The following is a 22,286-nucleotide window of genomic DNA, read 5'->3' on the forward strand; positions in this document are numbered from 1 at the left end:
AGACCCCAGAATCTACCTGAATGCGTGATGCAGGGCAAACCAGCGCAGACCAGAGGACTGGCACTTTGCCACAACCCAAGGCATGCTTGGCGCCTTTAGGGGGCCTCGCGCCATTGCCGCCAAATCGCAGGATCACAAGTTGCCCAATGTCACCCCGCCCACTCGTGTCAAAGCGTCCAGCCAATTACTCGGGACACCTGTGCGCGGAACGTTGAAAAGTGCATTGGCGACCCTGGTTTTACTGCTGCTGGCGATGCTGTTCTGGCTGTTGGTCGAGCAGTTTCAGGAAACCCTGCAGCAAGAGCGCCAGACCAGCATCAACTACAGCGCCGACCTGGCCGACCATATCGGCCTGAGCATGGCCTTGCGGGCCGAAACCGCGCTCAATCTGCTGCCCGTAGACAAGTCGCCAAGAAACCAGCGCCAGCAACAGGCGCTGGTCAAGCAACTGGGCCAGTCCTTGCCATCCCTGCAAAGCCTGGCCCTGCTCAGTCCGGCCGGCGAAGTGTTGCTCGACAGTACCGGGACCAGCCCCGACGCTGCGTATCTGGCCGACTGGGTCAAACGCAGCCCGTCGCGCAACCGCACTGAAGGTTACTACTTCAGCAACAACAGTGATGCCAGCATCATCTACCTGTTGCTGCGCCAGCCCAGCGGCGCCATCGACGGCTACTGGCTGCTGCGCATGAGCCCGGACCTGCTGCAAAACCTCACGCATCAGAACGCCAACAGCAGCAACCGGCCGCAGTGGCTGGTGGAAAACAGCCAGACCCGCAAGGTACTCAGCCGCGCGGATAAAAACGTCTCGCCCCCCTCGGCCCTGAGCCAGCGCGATGAAGACGACACCGTACTGCTGGCAGCTATCAGCCATAGCGACTGGCAACTGCGCGGGCTGTTCAATGACCGCCAGGCAATCGAGCAGCTGCTGCCCGGACTGATCGGCAAATGCCTGCTCGGCTTGGTGTTTTCGTTGCTGCCCATTATGGCGCTGTTAAACATGCGCCGCCGCCAGCGCCAGTTGCATGAAGGCCGCCGGCGTTACCACGATATTTTTGAAGGCACCGGGGTCGCCCTCTGCGTGCTCGACCTGTCCAGCCTGCCAGGATTTCTTGAGCGCGAAAAACTCCATGACACTGATGCCCTCAAGCATTGGCTCAGCGATCATCCGGAACATCGTCGCCAGTTATTCGAGCAACTGCGCATCACCGAAGTCAACCAGGTAGCCATGCAGCTGCTGGAGGTCGATTCAGGAGAAGGTGCCTGGCACAAGCTGATCAACGGCTGCCCGCTGAGCAGTTCAGCCATTGGCTATCAGGTCGTCGAGGCCGTGCTCGACCAGCAGCAACAGCTTGAGCTGGAAATAAAACTGACCGATGCCAGCGGTCGCGACCAGCACTTATGGCTGGTGCTGCGTCTGCCTGTGGATCAGCAGGACTACCATGCAGTCATTTTGAGCATCAGTGATATCACCAGCCGCAAGTTGATCGAACTGTCCCTGCAAGAGCGCGAAAGCTTCTGGTCCGATGTGGTGCGAACCGTTCCCGACCATCTATATGTACAAAATGTAATCAGCCAGCGGATCATTTTCAGCAACCATCACCTTGGCCAGACCCTGGGCTATAGCGCTGTTGAACTGCAGGAAATGGGCGCTTACTTCTGGGAGTTGCTGTTGCACCCTGAAGACGCCGAGCGCTATCACCAGTTGCGCAAAGAGCAGCAGGAAAACGGTTACAAGCAACTGATGCAATGCCAACTGCGGTTTCGCCATCAGCAGGGTACCTGGCGGCGCTTTGACATCCGTGAGCAAGCCTTTGCCCGTCATACAGGTGATCAAGTCTCGCGAATTGTAGGGGTGGCCAAGGACATCACCGACCAGATTGAAGCCAGCGAGTCATTGCGCGACAGCGAGCAACGCTACCGGATGCTGGCCGAAAGCATCAGCGACGTGATTTTCTCCACTGACAGCTCGCTGCGCATGAACTACCTCAGCCCCTCCATACAGACTGTACTGGGCTATGACGCACAATGGGTATTCGACAATGGCTGGCAGTCTATTATTGCCACGCCGCAACAGCTGGAGGGTATCTACAACCTGATCGAGCGTATCCGTGGCGCACTGCACAAGCCCCAGCAACTGTCGGCTTTGCGTGCCCAGGTACAAACCCAGCTGTTTCTGTTCGACTGCCTGCGCGCTGACGGGCACAAGGTGCCCATCGAACTGCGTTTGGTGCTGGTATGGGATGAAGACGACGGTTTTGAAGGCATTCTGGGTGTTGGTCGCGACATGAGCCAGCAACGCCGTGCCGAAAAAGGCCTGCGCATGGCCGCCACGGTTTTTGAACACTCCACCTCGGCCATCCTTATTACCGACCCTGCAGGCTATATCGTGCAAGCCAACGAGGCTTTCAGCCGGGTCAGCGGTTACGCCGTCGCACAAGTCCTCGACCAGCTACCAAGCATGCTCACTGTCGATGACCAACAACGCGCACACCTCGCCTATGTGCTCAAGCAACTGCATTTGCACGGCACATGGGAGGGTGAAGTCTGGCTCAAGCGCCTGAACGGCGAACACTACCCGGCCTGGGTCGGCATCACGGCAGTGCTCGATGATGAAGGCGATCTGGCCAGCTATGTGTGCTTCTTCAGTGATATCAGCGAGCGCAAGGCCAGCGAACAGCGAATCCACCGCCTGGCCTACTACGACGCCCTGACTCACCTGCCCAATCGCACCCTGTTCCAGGACCGTCTGCACACCGCGCTGCAACAGGCCGAGCGCAACAAGTCGTGGGTGGTGCTGATGTTTCTTGACCTCGACCGCTTCAAACCGATCAACGACTCCCTGGGCCACGCAGCCGGCGACCGCATGCTCAAGGACATGGCCATCCGCCTGCTTGCCTGTGTGGGTGACGACGATACTGTGGCGCGCATGGGCGGTGACGAGTTCACCCTGCTTCTGCAGCCTCGCACCACCCGTCAGAAGGCCTTGAACCGCGCTATCAATGTGGCCGAACAGATCCTCGCCAGTCTGGTAAAGCCCTTTGTACTCGAAAGCCGCGAGTTCTTTGTAACTGCCAGTATTGGTATTGCCTTGAGCCCGCAAGACGGCAACGAACTCAGCCAGTTGATGAAAAACGCCGATACCGCGATGTATCACGCCAAGGAGCGCGGCAAAAACAACTTCCAGTTCTACCAGGCAGACATGAACGCCAGCGCTCTTGAGCGCCTTGAACTGGAAAGCGACCTGCGTCATGCCCTGGAGCAGCAGGAATTCATTCTTTATTACCAGCCGCAGTTCAGCGGCGACGGCAAACGTCTGACCGGCGTTGAGGCACTGTTGCGCTGGAATCACTCAAGGCGCGGGCTGGTGCCACCCGGCGACTTTATCCCGGTACTCGAAGAACTGGGACTGGTGGTCGAAGTCGGCGACTGGGTGCTGGCCGAGGCCTGTCGCCAGCTCAAGCTCTGGCATCAGGCCAAGGTTCGCGTGCCCAAAGTCTCGGTCAACATATCGGCGCGCCAGTTCTCCGACGGCCAGTTGGGTACGCGCATTGCCAATATCCTCAAGGAAACCGGCCTGTCCCCGGCCTGCCTGGAGCTTGAGCTGACCGAAAGCATCCTCATGCGCGAGGTCAGCGAAGCGCTGCATATCCTGGCCAGCCTGAAAAACCTCGGCCTGAGCATTGCCGTGGACGACTTTGGCACCGGTTATTCGTCGCTCAACTACCTCAAGCAATTCCCCATCGACGTACTGAAAATCGACCGTACCTTTGTCGACGGCCTGCCCTCCGGGGAGCAGGACGCGCAAATCGCCAGGGCCATTATCGCCATGGCCCACAGCCTGAACCTTGCGGTAATCGCCGAAGGTGTAGAGACCCACGAGCAGCTGGATTTCTTGCGTGAACACGGTTGCGACGAAGTGCAAGGCTATCTGTTCGGGCGACCGATGCCGGCGGGCCAATTGGTGGAGCAACTGCAAGCGGCAAGCGCGGATCTACAAGCTTGAAGCTCATAGTTGCTCACCGTGAATCGCATTCATATGCCAGATAAAACCCATTGAGTTAGAATGCCCTCCTTTTCTGCCCCCGATCCTTGAGGACCGCCATGTTCAGCCGTGATTTGACACTTGCCAAGTTCGACGCCGACCTTTTTGCCGCCATGGAGCAAGAAGCTCAGCGCCAGGAAGAACATATTGAGCTGATCGCTTCGGAAAACTACACCAGCCCAGCGGTGATGGAAGCTCAAGGCTCGGTTCTGACCAACAAATACGCCGAAGGCTACCCTGGCAAGCGCTACTACGGCGGCTGCGAATACGTAGACGTGGTAGAGCAACTGGCTATCGACCGTGCAAAAGAACTGTTCGGCGCCGATTACGCCAACGTTCAACCGCACGCCGGTTCCCAGGCCAACAGCGCCGTTTACCTGGCCCTGCTGTCGGCTGGCGACACCATCCTGGGCATGAGCCTGGCTCACGGCGGTCACCTGACCCACGGTGCCAGCGTTTCGTCTTCGGGCAAGCTGTACAACGCCATCCAGTACGGCATCGACGCCAATGGCCTGATCGACTACGACGAAGTTGAGCGCCTGGCCGTTGAGCACAAGCCAAAAATGATCGTGGCTGGCTTCTCTGCCTACTCGCAGGTTCTGGACTTCCCACGTTTCCGTGCCATCGCTGACAAAGTTGGCGCCTACCTGTTCGTGGACATGGCACACGTAGCCGGTCTGGTGGCTGCTGGCGTTTACCCGAACCCGGTTCCATTCGCTGACGTAGTGACCACCACTACCCACAAGACCCTGCGCGGTCCACGTGGTGGCCTGATCCTGGCCAAGGCCAACGCCGACATCGAGAAAAAGCTGAACTCGGCTGTTTTCCCGGGTTCGCAAGGCGGCCCGCTGGAGCACGTTATCGCGGCCAAGGCCGTGTGCTTCAAAGAAGCTCTGCAACCAGAGTTCAAGGCTTACCAGCAACAAGTGGTAAAAAACGCTCAGGCCATGGCTTCGGTATTTATCGAACGCGGTTTTGACGTGGTTTCGGGCGGTACTGAAAACCACCTGTTCCTGCTGTCGCTGATCAAGCAGGAAATCTCCGGTAAAGACGCCGACGCTGCTCTGGGCAAAGCCTTTATCACCGTAAACAAAAACTCCGTACCAAACGATCCACGCTCCCCGTTCGTCACTTCGGGTCTGCGTTTCGGTACTCCAGCTGTCACCACTCGCGGCTTCAAAGTTGAAGAGTGCCGTGAGCTGGCTGGCTGGATCTGCGACATCCTGGCAGATATCAACAACGAAGCCGTTATCGACGCCGTTCGCGAGAAAGTCAAAGCCATCTGCGCCAAGCTGCCGGTATACGGCAACTGATCGCAAATAGCTGAATAAAAAGCCCGGCTTTCAAGCCGGGCTTTTTATTGCATCTGTTATTTTGAAACACTTGGCCGCTCCCCCCGAACAATAACAGCCTAGTCTGAATTTATGCATTCTTATCAACTGCAGAGTTCAGACAATGACTAACGATTCGCAACACTCCTTTATCGCCACCTTGCATATACCGAACCATAACCTTCATCTTTTAGGGGCTCTTCATGGCCAATCGGTCATAGTAACTGACTTGCTGGGCAGTGGCGGTGTCTTCTCCGGCAAACCCCAGTTGAGGGACGACTCCGCAGCCATGGGCATTCAAGCCCACGCCACAGGCGGGATCAAGGCTACGCTCAAGCTTTATTTCCGGCATACCGCCAAGGGCTATGAAATACATATCAAACACCCTGGCCAGTATGACCGGCACCGGCTGGCCATAAACCATATGGATATACTCTATGCGAGAAGTCCGACACTAAAGCATCCACTTGCCTTCACACTACTCGATCAAAACAACCGAACAGTGACAGAGAGGAACTTGAGTGAACCCCATACCCTCATCACACTTAAAACCCATAACAACAAGTATATCGGCGTAAGAAAAGCCAAGGGCTCACCTCATTACTATCTTGGCGAAACAGCCGAACATAAAAAAATGGTATTTCTTTTAAATATTATTGAAAGAAATGTGTCCTATTGATTTTACAACCGTGAAGTTGTGCGAAATAGCTGTTATTGCAGTAAGACAAAAAAAAATCAAAAGCCCCTGACCCTCTCCCGGAGGGAGAGGGTCAGCTATCACTCAAACCCCAAGCCGGGCAAAACCCTCGCGAATCTTGGCCTCTGGCAAATCATCGGCAATAAACACCATCACACTTTCACGGGCTTCACCTTCGGCCCACTCGGTGTCCCAATCAAAGCCATACAACTTGAGCACCCCCTGAAACACCAGTCTGCGATCTTCACCGGCAATGCTCAGCACGCCTTTGTAGCGCAGCAATTGCTTGCCGTGCTCTTCCAGCAGCTCGTTCATGAAGGCGCTAAGGCTGTCGATATCCAGCGGCTTATCGGTGCGTAGCACCAGACTGGAGATACGGTCGATAGAGGCCGCAGGCTGTACCGGGCGCAAGCTCAGGCCACCCCCCAAGTCTGCGTTGAGGTTAAACCCGCGCACATCCAGTAATTCGGCCAGATCGATCTTGCCGTGCTCAACCACGCGGATCGGCGCCCGGCGGTTGATACGGGTCAAACGCTCGCTCAAGGCATCAAAGGTGGCGTCATCCACCAGATCGCGCTTGCTCACCAGTAAGCGGTCAGCAAAACCGATCTGCGCCTGGGCAATGGTCTGACTCAAATGCACATCGGCGTGGGCTGCATCCACCAGGGTAATAATGCCGTCCAGCAGATAACGCTCGCGCAGCTCTTCATCGATAAAAAAGGTTTGCGCCACCGGTGCCGGGTCGGCCAGGCCGGTGCACTCGATCACCAGGCGGTCGAAGGCAATTTCGCCATTGTCCAGACGCTCAAGCAGCAGGTACAGCGCCTTGGTCAGGTCGGTGTGGATGGTGCAGCACACACAGCCATTGGCCAGGGTCATGACTTGCACCGGCTCGTCCCCCAACAGTTGGGTGTCGATCCCGGCATCGCTGAATTCGTTTTCGATCACGGCGATTTTCAGGCCGTGTTCTGCCTTGAGCAAATAACGCAACAAGGTGGTTTTACCGGCCCCCAAGAAGCCGCTGAGAATGGTGACGGGGATTGGAGAGGTCATGCAGTGCCTCCTTAAACATAACGCCAAAACAAATGTGGGAGCGGGCTTGCTCGCGATTCAGGCGACACGGTGTCACTGACACACCGCGCCGCTCTTATCGCGAGCAAGCCCGCTCCCACAGTCAGATACAGCTCAGCCCTGACGGGTTAACAACACTTGGGCCCGCCCTTGCCGCCGTAACGCGCTTCCTGGCGTTCACGAAAGAACGCCTCGTAGCTCATCACCGGCTTGTCCGGGTGCTTGGTTTGCATATGCTCGACGTAGTTGTCGTAGTCGGGCATGCCGACCATCAGGCGTGCGGCCTGACCGAGGTATTTACCGAGGCGACTCAGGTCATTGAACATGGTTGCAACCCTCTATCAAGCATCTGGCATGGCTTGGTACGGCGACTCTTTATCCGTACGTTCTTTGCTGCCCCATGCAGCGACACCCACTTTGATCGCAAAGAACAGAATGCTGAACACCACGAACAGAAACAGCACGGTCAGACCGGCGTTGGTGTAGGCGTTGATGATCACATGTTGCATCTGGTCGATGTTTTTCGCCGGGGCAATCACCTGGCCGGCTTCCAGCGCAGTGCTGTATTTGTTGGCCAGGGACAGGAAGCCCACTGCCGGGTTGGCGTCGAACAGCTTGATAAAGCCTGCCACGGTGGTGCAGATCAGCAGCCAGACGGCTGGCAGCATGGTCACCCAAATGTAGCGCTGGCGCTTCATTTTGATCAGCACAACGGTTGCCAGCATCAGCGCGATACCCGCCAGCATCTGGTTGGAGATACCGAACAGCGGCCACAGGGTGTTGATGCCGCCCAGTGGATCGATCACGCCCTGATACAGCAGGTAGCCCCACATCGCCACACACAGGCCGGTGGCCAGCAAGTTGGCGCCCCAGGACTCGGTACGTTTGAGTGCAGGCACAAAGCTGCCCAGCAAATCTTGCAGCATAAAGCGACCGGCACGGGTACCGGCGTCAACTGCGGTCAGGATAAACAGGGCTTCAAACAAAATGGCGAAGTGATACCAGAACGCCATAGTGTTTTCGCCCGGCAACACGTTGTGCAGGATCTGCGCGATACCCACCGCCAGGGTCGGTGCACCGCCGGCACGTGCCAGGACGGTGGTTTCACCGATGTCCTTGGCCAGCGCGGTCAACGCATCCGGGGTAATGGCAAAGCCCCAGTTGGTGATGTTTTGCGCAACGGTAACCACGTCACCGCCGACAATCGCTGCCGGGCTGTTCATGGCGAAGTACACACCCGGCTCGATCACCGAAGCAGCAACCATCGCCATAATGGCCACGAAGGACTCCATCAGCATGCCGCCGTAACCGATATAACGGGCGTTGCTTTCGTTATCCAGCAGTTTTGGCGTAGTACCCGAAGAAATCAGCGCATGGAAGCCCGATACCGCACCGCAGGCAATGGTGATGAACAGGAACGGGAACAGGCCGCCTTTCCAGACCGGGCCGGTGCCGTCGGTGAACTGGGTCAGCGCGGGCATTTTCAGCTCGGGCATGGTGACCAGGATGCCGATGGCCAGCGCAACGATAGTGCCAATCTTGAGGAAGGTCGACAGATAGTCACGAGGTGCCAGTACCAGCCATACCGGCAGAACCGCCGCAACAAAGCCGTAGCCGATGAGCATCCAGGTGATTTGCGTACCGGTAAAGGTGAACACCGGCGCCCACTCGGGGCTCGCCGCAATCTGGCCCCCCAGCCAGATGGAGCCAAGTAGCAGCAGCACACCGACGATGGAGATTTCACCGATGCGGCCCGGGCGGATGTAGCGCATGTAAATGCCCATGAACATCGCGATCGGGATGGTCGCCATCACCGTGAACATGCCCCACGGGCTCTCGGCCAGGGCCTTGACCACGATCAGCGCCAGCACCGCGAGGATGATGATCATGATCAGGAAGCAGCCAAACAGCGCGATGGTGCCCGGGATCTTGCCCATTTCCTCGCGCACCATATCGCCCAGGGAGCGACCGTTGCGGCGGGTGGACATGAACAGGACCATGAAGTCCTGCACCGCACCGGCCAGCACCACGCCGGCGATCAGCCAGAGCGTGCCCGGCAGGTAGCCCATTTGCGCGGCCAATACCGGCCCGACCAGAGGGCCAGCGCCAGCAATAGCGGCAAAGTGGTGACCAAAGAGAATGTGTTTGTTGGTCGGCACATAGTCCAGACCGTCGTTGTTGAGCACCGCAGGTGTTGCGCGGCTGGAGTCCAGTTGCATCACCTTGGTGGCGATAAACAGGCTGTAATAACGGTAAGCAACCAGATAAATGGCAACAGCTGCCACAACAATCCACAAGGCGTTGATCGCCTCGCCCCGGCGCAATGCCACTACGCCAAGGGCGCAGGCTCCTACAATTGCCAGCACCAGCCACGGGATGTGGCGGAGCAGGCTATTTTTATTATTCATTTTTTTAATTCCGGCCAGTTGGACAAGAAAGACTGCACTCGGAGTTTAGCGCTACTGGCTTTAAAGACCAGCCCCCAACATTGGTCTAGAGCCTTCTTTTGCGGTTTTTTGGCAGGCGGTGCTGCACATTTTTTCCGTGCAACGCCGCTGTCTGTCCCAGGCTGTCAGCCCGATACCGCGCCCAACCCTTGCAGATTTTTTACACCTTTGAACGCTTATTCGAACAACGCATCCAACGCCTGTTCCAGACGGGTAACGCCAATGACTTTCAGCCCCGGCGGCGACTCCTTGGGCGCATTGCCCTTGGGCACGATGGCGCGCTTGAAACCGTGCTTGGCCGCTTCCTTGAGCCGCTCCTGGCCGCTTGGCACAGGGCGCACCTCACCCGACAGGCCGACTTCACCGAACACCAGCAGATCATGGGGCAACGGACGATTACGCAGGCTGGACATCACGGCGGCCATGAGCGCCAGGTCCGATGCGGTTTCCAGCACCTTGACCCCGCCCACCACGTTCAGGAAAACATCCTGATCGTGGGTTGGAATACCGCCGTGTCGATGCAATACGGCCAATAACATGGCCAGACGATTCTGGTCCAGGCCCAGGGTCACCCGCCGCGGGTTGGACATATGGCTGTCGTCCACCAGCGCCTGCACCTCCACCAGCATCGGGCGAGTCCCTTCCCAGGTGGCCATCACCACACTGCCAGGGACTTCTTCCTGGGCGCGGGTAAGGAAAATTGCGGAAGGGTTGGAAACTTCCTTCAGGCCTTTGTCGGTCATACCGAATACGCCCAGCTCGTTGACCGCGCCAAAACGGTTTTTCACTGCCCGCAGCAAGCGCAGCCGCCCGTCGGATTCACCCTCGAAATACAGTACGGTATCCACCATATGCTCCAGCACCCGCGGCCCGGCCAATGCGCCTTCTTTGGTCACATGGCCCACCAGGAAAATCGCCGTGCCGCTGGACTTGGCATAACGCACCAGCAAGGCCGCACTTTCACGCACTTGCGACACGCCGCCGGGGGCCGATTGCAGTTGCTCGGTAAAGATGGTCTGAATCGAGTCGATGACCATGACCTTGGGCTTTTCCAGCTTGGCAGTGGCGATGATGCTTTCAATGCAGGTTTCGGTCATCACCTTGAGCTGATCCTGCGGCAGCCCCAGGCGCCGGGCGCGCATGGCCACTTGCTGCTGGGACTCCTCGCCAGTGACGTACAACGCAGGCATGCGTGTAGCCATCTGACACAAGGTTTGCAGCAGGATGGTGGATTTGCCGATCCCCGGATCGCCACCAATCAACACCACCGAGCCATCCACCAGACCGCCGCCAAGCACCCGATCCAGCTCGCCAGAAGCGGTGGAGAAGCGCGGCAGTTCCTCGATGCTGACTTCAGCCAGGGTCTTGAGCTGGGCCTGTTGTCCGGTCCAGCCGGTACGGCCGCTGGGCGGCGCCGCAGCCCCGCTTTCAACGATGGTTTCCACCAGGGTGTTCCAGACGCCGCACTCGCCGCACTGCCCGGCCCACTTGGGGAAAGTTGCGCCGCACTCGGTGCAGCCGTAAATGCGCTTGGGCTTGGCCATCTGAACTCCACGGAAAAACCGCGATGATAGCCCACTAGGCTTTGGTCAGCGCGCTACGGGCATGCGGATTTCGCCATTGGCCAGCCGAGCAGCACTGTTGCCCGATGCATCTACGGCATTCAGGTCAGCCCCTTTGCGGGATAAATCCTTGAGCAACTCGACCCGCTGGAACAGGCCTGCATACATGGCCGCCGTCTGCCCTGCACCATTGCGCTGATCAGGGTTGCAGTCGGCTGCCATCAGGCGGTGGGCAATCTTGAGTTCACCCTTGAAAATCGCCCCCATCAGGGCCGTGTTACCGCGTTTGTCCTGCACGCAGGCATTGGCGCCTGCCTTGAGCAAATGCTCCACCGCCTTGGGCTGGCCGTTATAGGCAGCCAGAATCAGCGCGGTATAGCCTTTGCTGTCTTGAATATCGAGGGTGTAGCCGGATTCGATAAAGGTCTCGAGCATTGGCACATCGCCACGACGGGCGGCATCAAAAAAGTAATCCTGAAGCTGGCCCCGGGTGTCGGCCCCATCGGCCAGGCTCAGGCCGCTGAAAAACAGCAAGGCCAGGGAAATAAACGTTCGCATGCTTCTCTCCTGAATCAAAAGCCCTCACCCCGACCCTCCAAAAGGGAGAGGATCGGGGTGAGGGCTGCGGGTTAATCCGCCAGCTTGGCAGCCAGCGCCTTGACCCGACTCAGATCGCCCTTGGCCACTTTGGCTACGCCAGTGCCGTACTCAGGGTCGGCCTTGTAAAGGAACGACAGGATGATGTGCTTGCTTTCATCGTCTGTAGTTGCCAGCGAACCACCGAAGCTTTCAATCAAATCCTGACGCTCTTTCTGGCTGAATGAACGGTAAAGATCACCGGCCTGCTTGAAGTTCTGCTCACGCTGAATCTTCGCTTGCTGGGTAGTACCCGCCAATGGCATTTCGCTGTAGCGCGCAGCTTGCGGCTCTTCACGCGGCATCAAGCGGCTTGGCTGGTAGTTCACCCCCGACGTGGTGTGGCCCAGGTTCATCGCGCCGTCCTGGTTGCCATTGTTTACCGCGACCCGGGGGGCGTTGATCGGCAATTGCATGGCATTGGCACCCAGGCGGTACATCTGCGTATCGGCATAGGAGAACACCCGGCCCTGCAACAGACGGTCTTCGGAAGGCTCGATACCTGGTACCAGGTTGGCCGGGGCCATGGCGACCTGCTCGGTTTCCTGGAAGACATTGGCCGGGTTGCGGTTCAGGACCATTTGCCCGACTTTTCGCTCAGCCACGTTAGGCCAGATCTTGGTGGCATCCAGCGGGTCGAAATCAAAGGATTTCAAGTCTTCAGGCTTGAGGACCTGCACATACAAGTCCCACTTGGGGAAGTCACCCTTATTGATATGCGTAACCAGATCGTTGGTCATGTGGCTGTAGTCTTGGCCCTGAACCTGCGTCACTTGTTTCGGATCAAGGTTTTTCAACCCCTGCAGGCTCTTCCAGTGAAACTTCACATAGCGCACGTCCCCCTTGGCATTGACCAGTTTGTAGGCGTGTACACCGTTACCATCCATTTCCCGGTAACTGGCGGGGGTACCCGCGTTGGAGTACAGCTCGGTCAGGGTGCGTGTGGCTTCCGGTACGTGAGAGAAGAAGTCGAAACGGCGCGAGTCGTCATCCAGGTTGGTACGCGGGTCAGGCTTGAAGGCGTGAACCATGTCCGGGAACTTGATCGCATCACGGATAAAGAAGGTGGGGAAGTTGTTACCCACCAGGTCCCAGTTGCCGTCCGCGGTGTAGAACTTGGTGGCAAAACCCCGTGGGTCACGCAGGGTTTCTGGGGAGTGGGCGCTGTGTACCACGGCCGAGAAACGCACAAATACCGGGGTGGTTTCGCCTTTGGCAAATACTTTGGCCTTGGTCAGGTCGCTCAAGTCATTGGTGACTGTAAACGTGCCGTGTGCGCCTGTGCCACGAGCGTGAACAACTCGCTCCGGGATACGCTCGCGATCAAAACGCTGCAGCTTTTGCAGCAGCTGCACGTCTTGCAGCAGAACCGGACCATTGGCCCCTGCCGTCTGGGAGTTCTGGTTGTCACCGACAGCGGCACCGTTGTCACGGGTCAGTGTGGCGGCCTGGGCTGTAACCGACAGCAGGCTGGCGCTTAATACACACAGCAGGCGGCGCTGTGAAAGCGCGCCGAAGCCTAGGGGGGTGGTCATGCGTAAGTCCTCTGGTTATTGGTTGCGCAATGGAGCGCTGACCAAAGGCTAGAGGCATGCAACGCAAACTCTAAATAGAAAGGTCTCAAGCCGGCCATTGAGAAAAAGGTCTGGTATTGCGCCATTCAATCGCGTAGTGAAAGCCAATAGAAAACTTCTCACGGCCAAACGGGTCGATTGCTTACCCGCAAACAGCTGTACGGGCAAGATCAGCCATGCTGATTTACACTGCACCCACCAACCTCATCTGTAACAAGGAATAACCTATGGGCGTGATAAGTGAGTTCAAGGCCTTCGCGGTCAAAGGGAACGTGGTCGATATGGCCGTCGGTATCATTATCGGCGCGGCATTCGGCAAAATCGTTTCGTCCTTTGTGGGGGACGTGGTCATGCCACCACTGGGGTTGCTGATTGGCGGAGTCGACTTCAGTGACCTGGCCATTACGCTGAAAGCCGCCGTTGGCGATGCGCCAGCAGTGGTTGTGGCCTACGGCAAATTCATCCAGAGCGTGATCGACTTTATCATCGTCGCGTTCGCTATCTTTATGGGTGTAAAGGCAATCAACCGCCTGAAACGCGAAGAGGCGGTCGCTCCGAGCGTACCACCGCTGCCCTCTAAAGAAGAGGAACTACTGGGCGAAATTCGCGACTTGCTCAAAGTTCAAAATAACCGGCCATAAGTGCTCAATAAAAACAACGGCGCCCTCAGGGGCGCCTTTGTTTTTCCATGTCACACACAATACAAAACAACTACCAATAGTTCTCAACAGCAACTTGACCTGGCCGGCGGCTCAGACTCAACTGCATGTCCCGTGCCTTGAGCAACTTGCGCGTGTCATCGATCATTTGCGGGTTACCGCACAACATGGCCCGTGAGTGCTCACTGCTCAATTCAATACCTGCGGCGTGTTCAAGTTCGCCATTTTCGATCAATGCAGTAATGCGCCCGTTCAATGCACCGGGTACCTGCTCCCGGGTAACCACCGGTATGTAGATAAATTTGTGCGCATAGTCGGCCAGGTATTCACGGCTGCATAACCCGGCGATCAGTTCCTGATAGGCCATTTCGCAGGCATGGCGGGCGCTGTAAACCAGCACGATGCGCTCGAACTTTTCCCACACCTCAAAATCCTGCAGGATCGAGAGGAAAGGCGCGATGCCAGTGCCGGTTGCCAACAGCCACAGGTCACGACCGTCGACAAAGCGGTCCAGAGTCAGGAAGCCGTAGGCCTGACGCTCCACCAACAAGGTGTCACCCACTTCCAGGCGACTGAGCTCACTGGTAAATTCCCCGCCTGGCACCACGATCGAAAAGAACTCCAGAAACTCGTCATGGGGGGAAGAGACCATTGAATAGGCGCGCCACACCGTGCTGCCATCGGCCTTGGTCACCCCCAGCCTGGCGAATTGCCCTGCGCGAAAGCGAAAACCCGGATCACGTGTGGTACGCAACGTGAACAGGCTGGGCGTCAGCGGTGTGACGTCGAGAAGCGTCTGTTGGGTGAATTTTTCTGCAGTGGCAGTCATGGGGCACTCCAATGGCGAATGCCCTAGTGTCGCGCAAAGAGGGCCTGAGAAAAACCGATGGTTTGTGATGGCTTTACGGCATCCAGCCGCATCGCAAACACCGCCCGGACTGCAGCCGGAAAGATAGCTTTGCATTGAGCTTTTGGATCCGGTGCCGTTAACCCCACGCAACTGCTATATAGAAACACCCGAAAACGTATAATTAGATACTGTTATTACATGAGCACCCACATCTACAACTAACAAAGTTTTCACATACCAACCCCTACTTTCGAATAATTAGCATTATTCGAAACAGCACCTAAAATCTTCTTAACGGACTATCTCACAACACCGCTTACTTACTGCCGGGCCGCAGGAGCGCCTTATGACCGCACATCATTCAATCAGTAAAAACCATTACCTTTCTTGCATAAGCGAGGCTGAACTCTGTTCAAACACACTCAAACGAATAGAAGAATACGGCTTTGACTATTTCTTCTTTCGAATGATTCCTCGCCTTGGAAACATCACAACGAATAGCAAAGCAATTACAAACTATCCAAATGACTATGTCGATAGATATGAAAAAGGTCACCTCTCGCAAAAAAACCCTCTGCTGACCCACTGCCAGTTATCGATCCTGCCCATTATCTGGAGTTCTGATGTCTTTCGTGAGACGCCTGACCAGTGGAGAGCCACGCAAAACTGCGGGCTGACCTATGGCTGGTCGCAATCGGTACACGACCCCAATGGCGCTGTGAGCATGTTGAGCCTCGCCAGAAAAAGCACGCCAGTCACCGAGGACGAGTTTTCAGATAAGGCTGCCAATGTGTTGTGGCTCTGCAACCAACTGCACAGTGCCATGCTCGAGCGCTGCCACCTTCATCACCGGCTGGAGATTCATATCATCCGCCTGTCTTGTCGCGAGCTGGAGATATTGAAATGGACTGCCGAAGGTAAAATCGCTTCCGACATCGGCATGATTCTGGGCCTGAGCACCCGTACCGTGAACTTTCACATCAGCAGCGCCATGAAAAAACTGGGGGCCAACAACAAAACCTCCGCGGTGGTCATGGCGGCCAAGTCAGGCCTGTTGTAGGCCTGCCCTGCGCAGCAGCAATAAACCCATCAGGTAATCTTCGGTAAAAAAAAGTAAAATCACCGCCACCTGTAAAACCCACGGACGCTTCTGCTTGCCAGACTCCCTCAGGGGCAGGCCATGCAACAGTTGATTCCTCAGAGTTTGTATAAATGCCCGTGCTAGAAAGCCCTTTCGCCCAACTTCGCCTGATCCGCCAACCCGAGCAGCAGAACGAGCCCTTGCAGGCCTTTGATGCGGCGGATGAGTATTTGCTTAATCACTTGGCCGAACAGGCGCTGCCCGCAAACAGCCGGGTGCTGGTGCTCAATGACAGCTTTGGGGCCCTGGCGATCAGCCTGGTGGGCACAATGCAGGTCACCAGCAGCAGTGACTCCTTCCTGGCCATGCAAGCGCTGGAAAAAAACCTGGTGCACAACGGCCATGCTTACGATGCGGTCTCGATCATTCCGGCCAGTGAACCACTGGCAGGGCCATTCGACTGCGTGCTGGTACGCGTGCCGAAGACCCTGGCCTTGCTTGAAGAACAACTGATCCGCCTGCAAGGTCAGCTGGCACCGGGTGCCCAAGTGATCGCGGGCGCGATGGTCAAGCACCTGCCGCGGGCTGCTGGCGATTTGCTGGAGCGTTATATCGGCCCGATGCATGCCTCGCTGGCGGTCAAGAAGGCCCGGCTGCTGATCGCCACAGCACAGGGCCTGGGACCATTTACCTCGCCCTACCCTACCCGCTATCGACTGGACAAGCCGGCCATCGAGCTGCTCAACCATGCCAACGTGTTCTGCCGCGAAGACCTGGATATCGGTACCCGGGCGTTCCTGCCCCACCTGCCGAAAAACCTGGGCTCGGCCCGGGTTGCCGACCTGGGCTGCGGCAACGGCGTGCTCGCCATTGCCAGCGCACTGGCCAACCCGCAAGCGCAGTACACGCTGGTCGACGAGTCGTTTATGGCCGTGCAGTCCGCCCGGGAAAACTGGCAAGCGGCCCTGGGTGATCGCGAAGTGACAGTGCGGGCCGATGACGGGCTGGCGAGCCAGGCACCGGACTCACTGGACGTGGTGCTGTGCAACCCGCCGTTTCACCAGCAACAGGTGGTGGGGGATTTTCTGGCCTGGCGCATGTTCCAGCAGGCGCGTGAAGCGCTGGTGGTGGGCGGGGCGTTGTATATCGTCGGCAATCGCCACCTGGGCTATCACAGCAAGCTGGCCAAGCTGTTTCGTGGTGTCGAGCAAGTGGCCGCCACGCCCAAGTTCGTGATCCTCAAGGCGCGCAAGTAAACCTGATCCTTGCAAGCCCCTTGTGGGAGCGGGCCTGCCCGCAAAGCGCCGACTCGATTGAACCGACAAGCGCGCAGCGCCTGTATCGCGAGCAGGCTCGCTCCCACAGAAGACAGTACAAAAAAAACCCGCCGAAGCGGGTCATAAAACCGTAGCCGCAAGGCAACGGGATGGGAAGTCAGTGGCTTTTCATGCCTGCCGCCGTCATGAACATGCGGATCAGCCAGGCAAATACTGCCAGGGTGGCCACACTGCCGGTCCAGATCACCAGCAGCCAGCCTATGCGTTGCCATAAAGGCTTCTTTTCGCATTCTTGCACGTCGTGTAGATAATCCTTGCCAGCCATGTGGGGCCTCCTCTTGGGGAAAAGGCTGTGGCCCTCAGGCCACAGCGGCACTTGCTACTAGTGATAACCGTCTTCGTGGGTCACCTTGCCGCGGAACACGTAGTAGCTCCAGAAGGTGTAGCCCAGAATGAACGGGATGATAAACAGGGTGCCCACCAGCATGAAGCCCTGGCTTTGCGGCGGTGCCGCCGCGTCCCAGATCGAGATCGAAGGCGGAATGATATTCGGCCACAGGCTGATGCCCAGGCCGCTGTAACCCAGGAATATCAGCACCAGGGTCAGCAGGAACGGCGTGTAGTGGGCCTTGCGCGCGATTGCTTTGAGCAGACCGTACATGGTCACCAGCACCAGGATCGGCACCGGCAGGAACCAGAACAGGTTAGGCAGGGTAAACCAGCGGGCCGCGATGTCTGTGTGGGCCAGCGGCGTCCACAGGCTGACAATGCCCATCAGCACCAGTACGGCCAGTGCCAGCGGGCGACCCAGTTTGTGCATGCGCTCTTGCAGTTCGCCTTCGGTCTTCATGATCAGCCAGGTGCAACCCAGCAGGGCGTACGCCACGATCAGGGCAATACCGCAGAACACCGTGAACGGTGACAGCCAGTCCAGCCCGCCACCGGCGTACTGGCGGTTGACTACCGGCAGGCCATCAATAAAGGCCCCCAATGCCACGCCCTGAAAGAACGTCGCCACCAGCGAACCGCCAATAAAGGACTTGTCCCAGATATGGCGTTTTTCCGGGCGCGCCTTGAAGCGGAACTCAAAGGCCACGCCGCGGAAGATCAGGCCCATCAGCATCAGGATCAGCGGCAGGTACAACGCCGACAACACGACCGAATAGGCCAGCGGGAAGGCGCCAAACAGCGCTGCACCGCCCAGTACCAGCCAGGTTTCGTTACCGTCCCAGACAGGGGCGACCGTGTTCATCATCACATCGCGGTCTTTCTCACCCTTGATAAAGGGGAAGAGGATGCCGATCCCGAGGTCGAAACCATCCATGACCACATACATCATGATCCCGAAGATGATGATGATTGCCCAGATAAGTGGCAGATCAATACCCATGACTCAATTCCCCTTCGTCAGGCTGTCGCTGTGGCCTTCATCTGTACCCTCATGGGCTGCAGACAGAGGACGGGCAGGCGTGCGTTGCTGGCCTGGGCCACCGTGGGTTTCGTCATCGCCTTCGTGGGTGATCGGGCCCTTGCGTACCAGACGCATCATGTAGCCCAGACCTACACCGAACAGCGAGAAATACACCACGACAAACATGACCAGCGTGATGCTCATTTGCGTGACGCTGTGGTTGGACGAAGCATCAGCCGTGCGCATCAGCCCGTAGACCACCCACGGTTGACGACCAATCTCGGTAGTAAACCAGCCCGCGAGGATCGCGATCAGGCCCGATGGCCCCATCCACAGCACCAGGCGCAAGAACCAGCGGTTCTCGTAGAGGGTGCCGCGTTTACGCAGCCACACGCTCCACAGGCCGATAAAGATCATCAACATGCCCAGCGCAACCATGATGCGGAAGGTGAAGAACACGATGGTCGAGTTCGGACGATCCGCTGCCGGATAGTCCTTCATGGCCGGGATCTGCTTGTCCAGACTATGGGTCAGGATCAGGCTGCCCAGGTATGGCACCTCGATCTTGTAGTCCGTGGTCTCGGTTTTCATGTTGGGAATGCCGAACAGAATCAGCGGCGTCGGTTCACCCGGCTTGTTTTCCCAGTGACCTTCGATCGCGGCGATTTTCACCGGCTGATACTCAAGGGTATTCAGGCCGTGGGCGTCACCAATAAAGGCCTGCACCGGCGCAACCACCAGGGCCATCCACATCGCCATCGAGAACATGCGACGAATGGCCGGTGTATTGCGACCGCGCAACAGGTGCCAGGCGGCCGAGGCACCGACGAAAAATGCCGTGGCAACAAAGGCGGCCGTGGCCATGTGCGCCAGACGGTAAGGGAACGACGGGTTGAAAATCACCGCCAGCCAGTCCACCGGAATGACTCGGCCATCGATGATTTCAAAACCTTGCGGGGTCTGCATCCAGCTGTTGGAGGCCAGGATCCAGAAGGTCGAGATCAGTGTGCCGATGGCCACCATGACGGTCGAGAAAAAGTGCATCCCGCGACCGACGCGGTTCCAGCCAAACAGCATGACCCCCAGAAAACCTGCTTCAAGGAAGAATGCGGTGAGTACTTCATAGGTCAGTAGCGGCCCGGTAACAGCACCGGCGAAGTCCGAGAACCTCGACCAGTTGGTACCGAACTGATAGGCCATGACCAGGCCCGACACCACGCCCATCCCAAAGTTGACGGCGAATATCTTCGACCAAAAGTGGTACAGGTCGCGGTAGGTGTCGTCACGGGTTTTCAGCCACATGCCTTCGAGCACCATGAGATAACTGGCGAGACCGATGGTAATGGCGGGAAAAAGAATGTGGAACGACACGGTAAACGCGAACTGAATTCGGGCGAGATCGAGAGCCTCCAAACCGAACATAAGTCTTCCTCTATCAGGTATCAGGTCGTTGAGGACCCGAGCGTCGCGCCCGGATCCAACTTCCCCGCAAGCCATGGCCGCTGCGAATCGCTGCTCGCTTTTTAACCACAACAAAAAGGGATCTGGCCGACTGGCCACTCAGACAAAACCGGAGAGGTTTTGATCTGGATCAAGCATGGTGGAAAGAGTAGTCCATTCCTGACACACGGCTAATGTGGTTTGTTGTCGCGTGACACGATGCCTCAGCCCTTGATATAGACCGTTGCAAGAAGTGCAGGGAATCGCAGAAATCCCTTATCAGGCTCCCGGAGATCATGATGTTTTGAGTCATTATTTGTTACAAAACAGTGATAATCTCGGCCTCCCCCACCCCTTCAGCACGATCCTCCCACATGACCAGCCAGCCCCTTCTGCTACGCCATCACCGACCCTTTGTGGCCTTCTGGTTTGCTCGCATCTTCACCGCCAGTGCATTTCAGATGCTGACAGTGGCCATCGGCTGGAACCTCTATCAGCTCACCGGCAACGTGATGGACCTGGGTTGGGTGGGCTTGATCGAGTTCGCTCCACGCCTGCTGTTCATGCTGCACACCGGGCATGTGGCCGACCGCTATGACCGCCGCAGGGTGGCCGCCGTGTGCCAGTCACTGCAGGCGATGATTGCCCTGACACTGGCCATTAGCAGTGCCAGCGACCATATCACCCGGGAAATGATCTTTATCCTCGCGTTTTTGCTCGGCGCGGCCCGCTCCTTCGAAATGCCTGCCACCCAGGCGCTGCTACCTTCCATCGTGCCAGTTGAACTGTTTCCCCGGGCCGTGGCGGCGGCACAAGCGGCACAGCAATCGGCCACCATCGTCGCACCGGCGTTTGGCGGCCTGTTGTATGCCTTTGGCAGCGTGTGGGTGTATGGCCCGAGCGTGGCGCTGTACCTGATTGCGGCACTGCTGATGAGCAACCTGCCAGCCCGTCAGTTGCCGTTGAACAAGGCCAAGGCCACGCTGGACTCATTGCTGGCGGGCATTCGTTTTATTCGCAGTCGCCCGGACGTGCTGGGCGCTATCTCCCTGGACCTGTTTGCCGTGCTGCTGGGCGGGGCCACGGCGCTGCTGCCGGTGTTTGCCAAGGATATTCTGCTGACCGGCCCCTGGGGTCTGGGCATGTTGCGTTCGGCACCGGCGATCGGCGCCTTGCTGATGTCATTGTGGTTGGCCAGATTCCCGGTGGAGCGCAAGGTGGGGCGCGTGATGTTCACCGCTGTGGGGGTCTTCGGCGTTGCCACCATCGCCTTCGGCCTGTCGACCTCGTTCTGGTTTTCATTGGCGGTACTGGTGGTACTCGGCGCGGCGGACATGATCAGCATGGTGATTCGCGCTTCGTTTGTGCAACTGGAGACTCCGGACGAGATGCGTGGCCGGGTGAGCGCGGTTAACGGTCTGTTTATCGGCGCGTCCAACCAGTTGGGGGAGTTTGAATCCGGGGCCACGGCTCACTGGCTGGGCACAGTGCCTGCTGTCGTGCTGGGCGGCGTCGGTACGCTGATTGTTACCGGGCTGTGGATAAAACTGTTCCCGGGGCTGGCCAATCGGGACCGGATGGTGGAAGAGCGCAATACCCTCTAGATATTCTGTTCCCGATCAAGCCCTTCCGTGGGAGCGAGCCTGCTCGCGAAAAGCGTTCGCGAGCAGGCTCGCTCCCACGGCGGAGGTTTTCTGTAGCCGCTGCTACCTTATATATAGCTTCACACCCAGCCGATTGTGCGGCGGTACCAGCGAACTGTTACTGAACTCGAACCAGCCACCGTTCTTGTTACCCAGATCAAAGGTGTACAAGTGCCCCACGGTGGTGCCTGAACCGTTACAGGCCACCAGCCCCTCGCCCTGATTGCATACCGGCGCCCGTACGCCATCCACTTCCTGGCCGTCCAGAGTCACATTCGGCTGGCCGCCGTAACCGCGTTCCAGCACATAGACCTTGATATGGGGGCCGTTATGGTCGCAGCGGGTCTGCTCGCGACCATCGGACACATCCTCCACCGCACAGGAAACAGACGCTACCTTGAGGATCTCGACAGTGCTCAAAGGCATGGCAGGCGCAGCGCTGACAGCGGCACTTATAAAGAGGCCAACACAGGCTGAAACAGGTTTGATGAAGTGCTTCATGGGTCCCTCCGAAAACTGGCACGCAGTATGCCTGCCACATCAAGGTTATAAAACATGGCCTCGC

The 22,286-nt window shown here is 57.7% G+C and carries 18 protein-coding genes; 7 read left to right on the plus strand and 11 right to left on the minus strand.

Features of this window, described 5'->3' with window-relative positions; translation table 11 throughout:
• The first annotated feature begins 139 nt into the window (after positions 1-139).
• From GHO42_RS00840 to GHO42_RS00850, 3 genes are all read left to right on the plus strand, one after another.
• The gene (locus tag GHO42_RS00840; RefSeq protein WP_153327039.1) at positions 140-4,003 is read left to right on the plus strand and encodes a bifunctional diguanylate cyclase/phosphodiesterase; all 3,864 of its coding nucleotides are present in this window, start codon (positions 140-142) and stop codon (positions 4,001-4,003) included.
• A gap of 98 nt (positions 4,004-4,101) precedes the next feature.
• The gene (gene glyA, locus GHO42_RS00845; RefSeq protein WP_088378929.1) at positions 4,102-5,355 is read left to right on the plus strand and encodes a serine hydroxymethyltransferase; all 1,254 of its coding nucleotides are present in this window, start codon (positions 4,102-4,104) and stop codon (positions 5,353-5,355) included.
• 142 nt (positions 5,356-5,497) lie between these two features.
• The gene (locus tag GHO42_RS00850; protein ID WP_133143787.1) at positions 5,498-6,052 is read left to right on the plus strand and encodes a hypothetical protein; all 555 of its coding nucleotides are present in this window, start codon (positions 5,498-5,500) and stop codon (positions 6,050-6,052) included.
• A gap of 102 nt (positions 6,053-6,154) precedes the next feature.
• On the opposite strand, the gene yjiA is transcribed toward GHO42_RS00850, so the two are convergent.
• From yjiA to katB, 6 genes are all read right to left on the minus strand, one after another.
• On the minus strand, positions 6,155-7,123 hold the full coding sequence (yjiA, locus tag GHO42_RS00855) for a GTPase (RefSeq protein WP_094999362.1): 969 nt from the start codon (positions 7,121-7,123) through the stop codon (positions 6,155-6,157).
• 146 nt (positions 7,124-7,269) lie between these two features.
• A complete protein-coding gene (locus tag GHO42_RS00860; RefSeq protein WP_007937254.1) occupies positions 7,270-7,467 on the minus strand; it encodes a YbdD/YjiX family protein in 198 nt (65 codons plus the stop codon).
• 15 nt (positions 7,468-7,482) lie between these two features.
• Positions 7,483-9,549, minus strand: a complete 2,067-nt coding sequence (locus tag GHO42_RS00865; RefSeq protein WP_094999363.1) for a carbon starvation CstA family protein — start codon at positions 9,547-9,549, stop codon at positions 7,483-7,485.
• 215 nt (positions 9,550-9,764) lie between these two features.
• Positions 9,765-11,132: a DNA repair protein RadA gene (radA, locus tag GHO42_RS00870; protein WP_083369766.1), complete on the minus strand. Its 1,368-nt coding sequence runs from the start codon at positions 11,130-11,132 to the stop codon at positions 9,765-9,767.
• Between the two features lie 45 nt (positions 11,133-11,177).
• On the minus strand, positions 11,178-11,708 hold the full coding sequence (locus tag GHO42_RS00875; RefSeq protein WP_095018386.1) for an ankyrin repeat domain-containing protein: 531 nt from the start codon (positions 11,706-11,708) through the stop codon (positions 11,178-11,180).
• A gap of 71 nt (positions 11,709-11,779) precedes the next feature.
• Positions 11,780-13,321 (minus strand): catalase KatB, encoded by a 1,542-nt coding sequence (katB, locus tag GHO42_RS00880; protein ID WP_094999365.1) that lies wholly within the window; start codon positions 13,319-13,321, stop codon positions 11,780-11,782.
• A gap of 266 nt (positions 13,322-13,587) precedes the next feature.
• On the opposite strand from katB, the gene mscL reads away from it, so the two are divergent.
• Positions 13,588-14,001 (plus strand): large-conductance mechanosensitive channel protein MscL, encoded by a 414-nt coding sequence (gene mscL, locus GHO42_RS00885; protein WP_094999366.1) that lies wholly within the window; start codon positions 13,588-13,590, stop codon positions 13,999-14,001.
• A 70-nt stretch (positions 14,002-14,071) separates the two neighbouring features.
• On the opposite strand, the gene GHO42_RS00890 is transcribed toward mscL, so the two are convergent.
• Positions 14,072-14,848 carry a ferredoxin--NADP reductase gene (locus GHO42_RS00890; protein ID WP_094999367.1) on the minus strand — a complete coding sequence of 259 codons (777 nt, stop codon included), beginning with the start codon at positions 14,846-14,848 and terminating at the stop codon, positions 14,072-14,074.
• 367 nt (positions 14,849-15,215) lie between these two features.
• Here GHO42_RS00890 and GHO42_RS00895 point away from each other — a divergent pair, with 367 nt between their 5' ends.
• Both GHO42_RS00895 and GHO42_RS00900 read left to right on the plus strand, forming a co-directional pair.
• A complete protein-coding gene (locus GHO42_RS00895; RefSeq protein WP_133143789.1) occupies positions 15,216-15,929 on the plus strand; it encodes an autoinducer binding domain-containing protein in 714 nt (237 codons plus the stop codon).
• A gap of 152 nt (positions 15,930-16,081) precedes the next feature.
• Positions 16,082-17,206, plus strand: a complete 1,125-nt coding sequence (locus tag GHO42_RS00900; protein ID WP_133143790.1) for a class I SAM-dependent methyltransferase — start codon at positions 16,082-16,084, stop codon at positions 17,204-17,206.
• Positions 17,207-17,384: 178 nt separating this feature from the next.
• Here the strand turns inward: GHO42_RS00900 and GHO42_RS00905 are convergent, their stop codons facing one another.
• Genes GHO42_RS00905 through GHO42_RS00915 form a run of 3 tightly spaced genes read right to left on the minus strand, consistent with a single transcriptional unit; the run spans position 17,385 to position 20,060 of the window.
• Positions 17,385-17,552: a DUF2474 domain-containing protein gene (locus GHO42_RS00905; protein ID WP_016779358.1), complete on the minus strand. Its 168-nt coding sequence runs from the start codon at positions 17,550-17,552 to the stop codon at positions 17,385-17,387.
• A gap of 57 nt (positions 17,553-17,609) precedes the next feature.
• Positions 17,610-18,617 carry a cytochrome d ubiquinol oxidase subunit II gene (cydB, locus tag GHO42_RS00910; RefSeq protein ID WP_095018389.1) on the minus strand — a complete coding sequence of 336 codons (1,008 nt, stop codon included), beginning with the start codon at positions 18,615-18,617 and terminating at the stop codon, positions 17,610-17,612.
• A 3-nt stretch (positions 18,618-18,620) separates the two neighbouring features.
• On the minus strand, positions 18,621-20,060 hold the full coding sequence (locus GHO42_RS00915; protein ID WP_094999371.1) for a cytochrome ubiquinol oxidase subunit I: 1,440 nt from the start codon (positions 20,058-20,060) through the stop codon (positions 18,621-18,623).
• Between the two features lie 392 nt (positions 20,061-20,452).
• Here GHO42_RS00915 and GHO42_RS00920 point away from each other — a divergent pair, with 392 nt between their 5' ends.
• The gene (locus GHO42_RS00920) at positions 20,453-21,682 is read left to right on the plus strand and encodes an MFS transporter (RefSeq protein WP_095018390.1); all 1,230 of its coding nucleotides are present in this window, start codon (positions 20,453-20,455) and stop codon (positions 21,680-21,682) included.
• 102 nt (positions 21,683-21,784) lie between these two features.
• Here GHO42_RS00920 and GHO42_RS00925 read toward each other — a convergent pair whose 3' ends face one another.
• Entirely contained in the window at positions 21,785-22,222 is a 438-nt protein-coding gene (locus GHO42_RS00925) for a DUF4879 domain-containing protein (RefSeq protein WP_133143791.1), read from the minus strand.
• Positions 22,223-22,286 lie beyond the last annotated feature (64 nt).

Origin of the sequence: Pseudomonas sp. FSL R10-0056 (genome assembly GCF_009600105.1) — a bacterium.
GTDB classification, from domain to species: Bacteria; Pseudomonadota; Gammaproteobacteria; order Pseudomonadales; family Pseudomonadaceae; genus Aquipseudomonas; species Aquipseudomonas bubulae.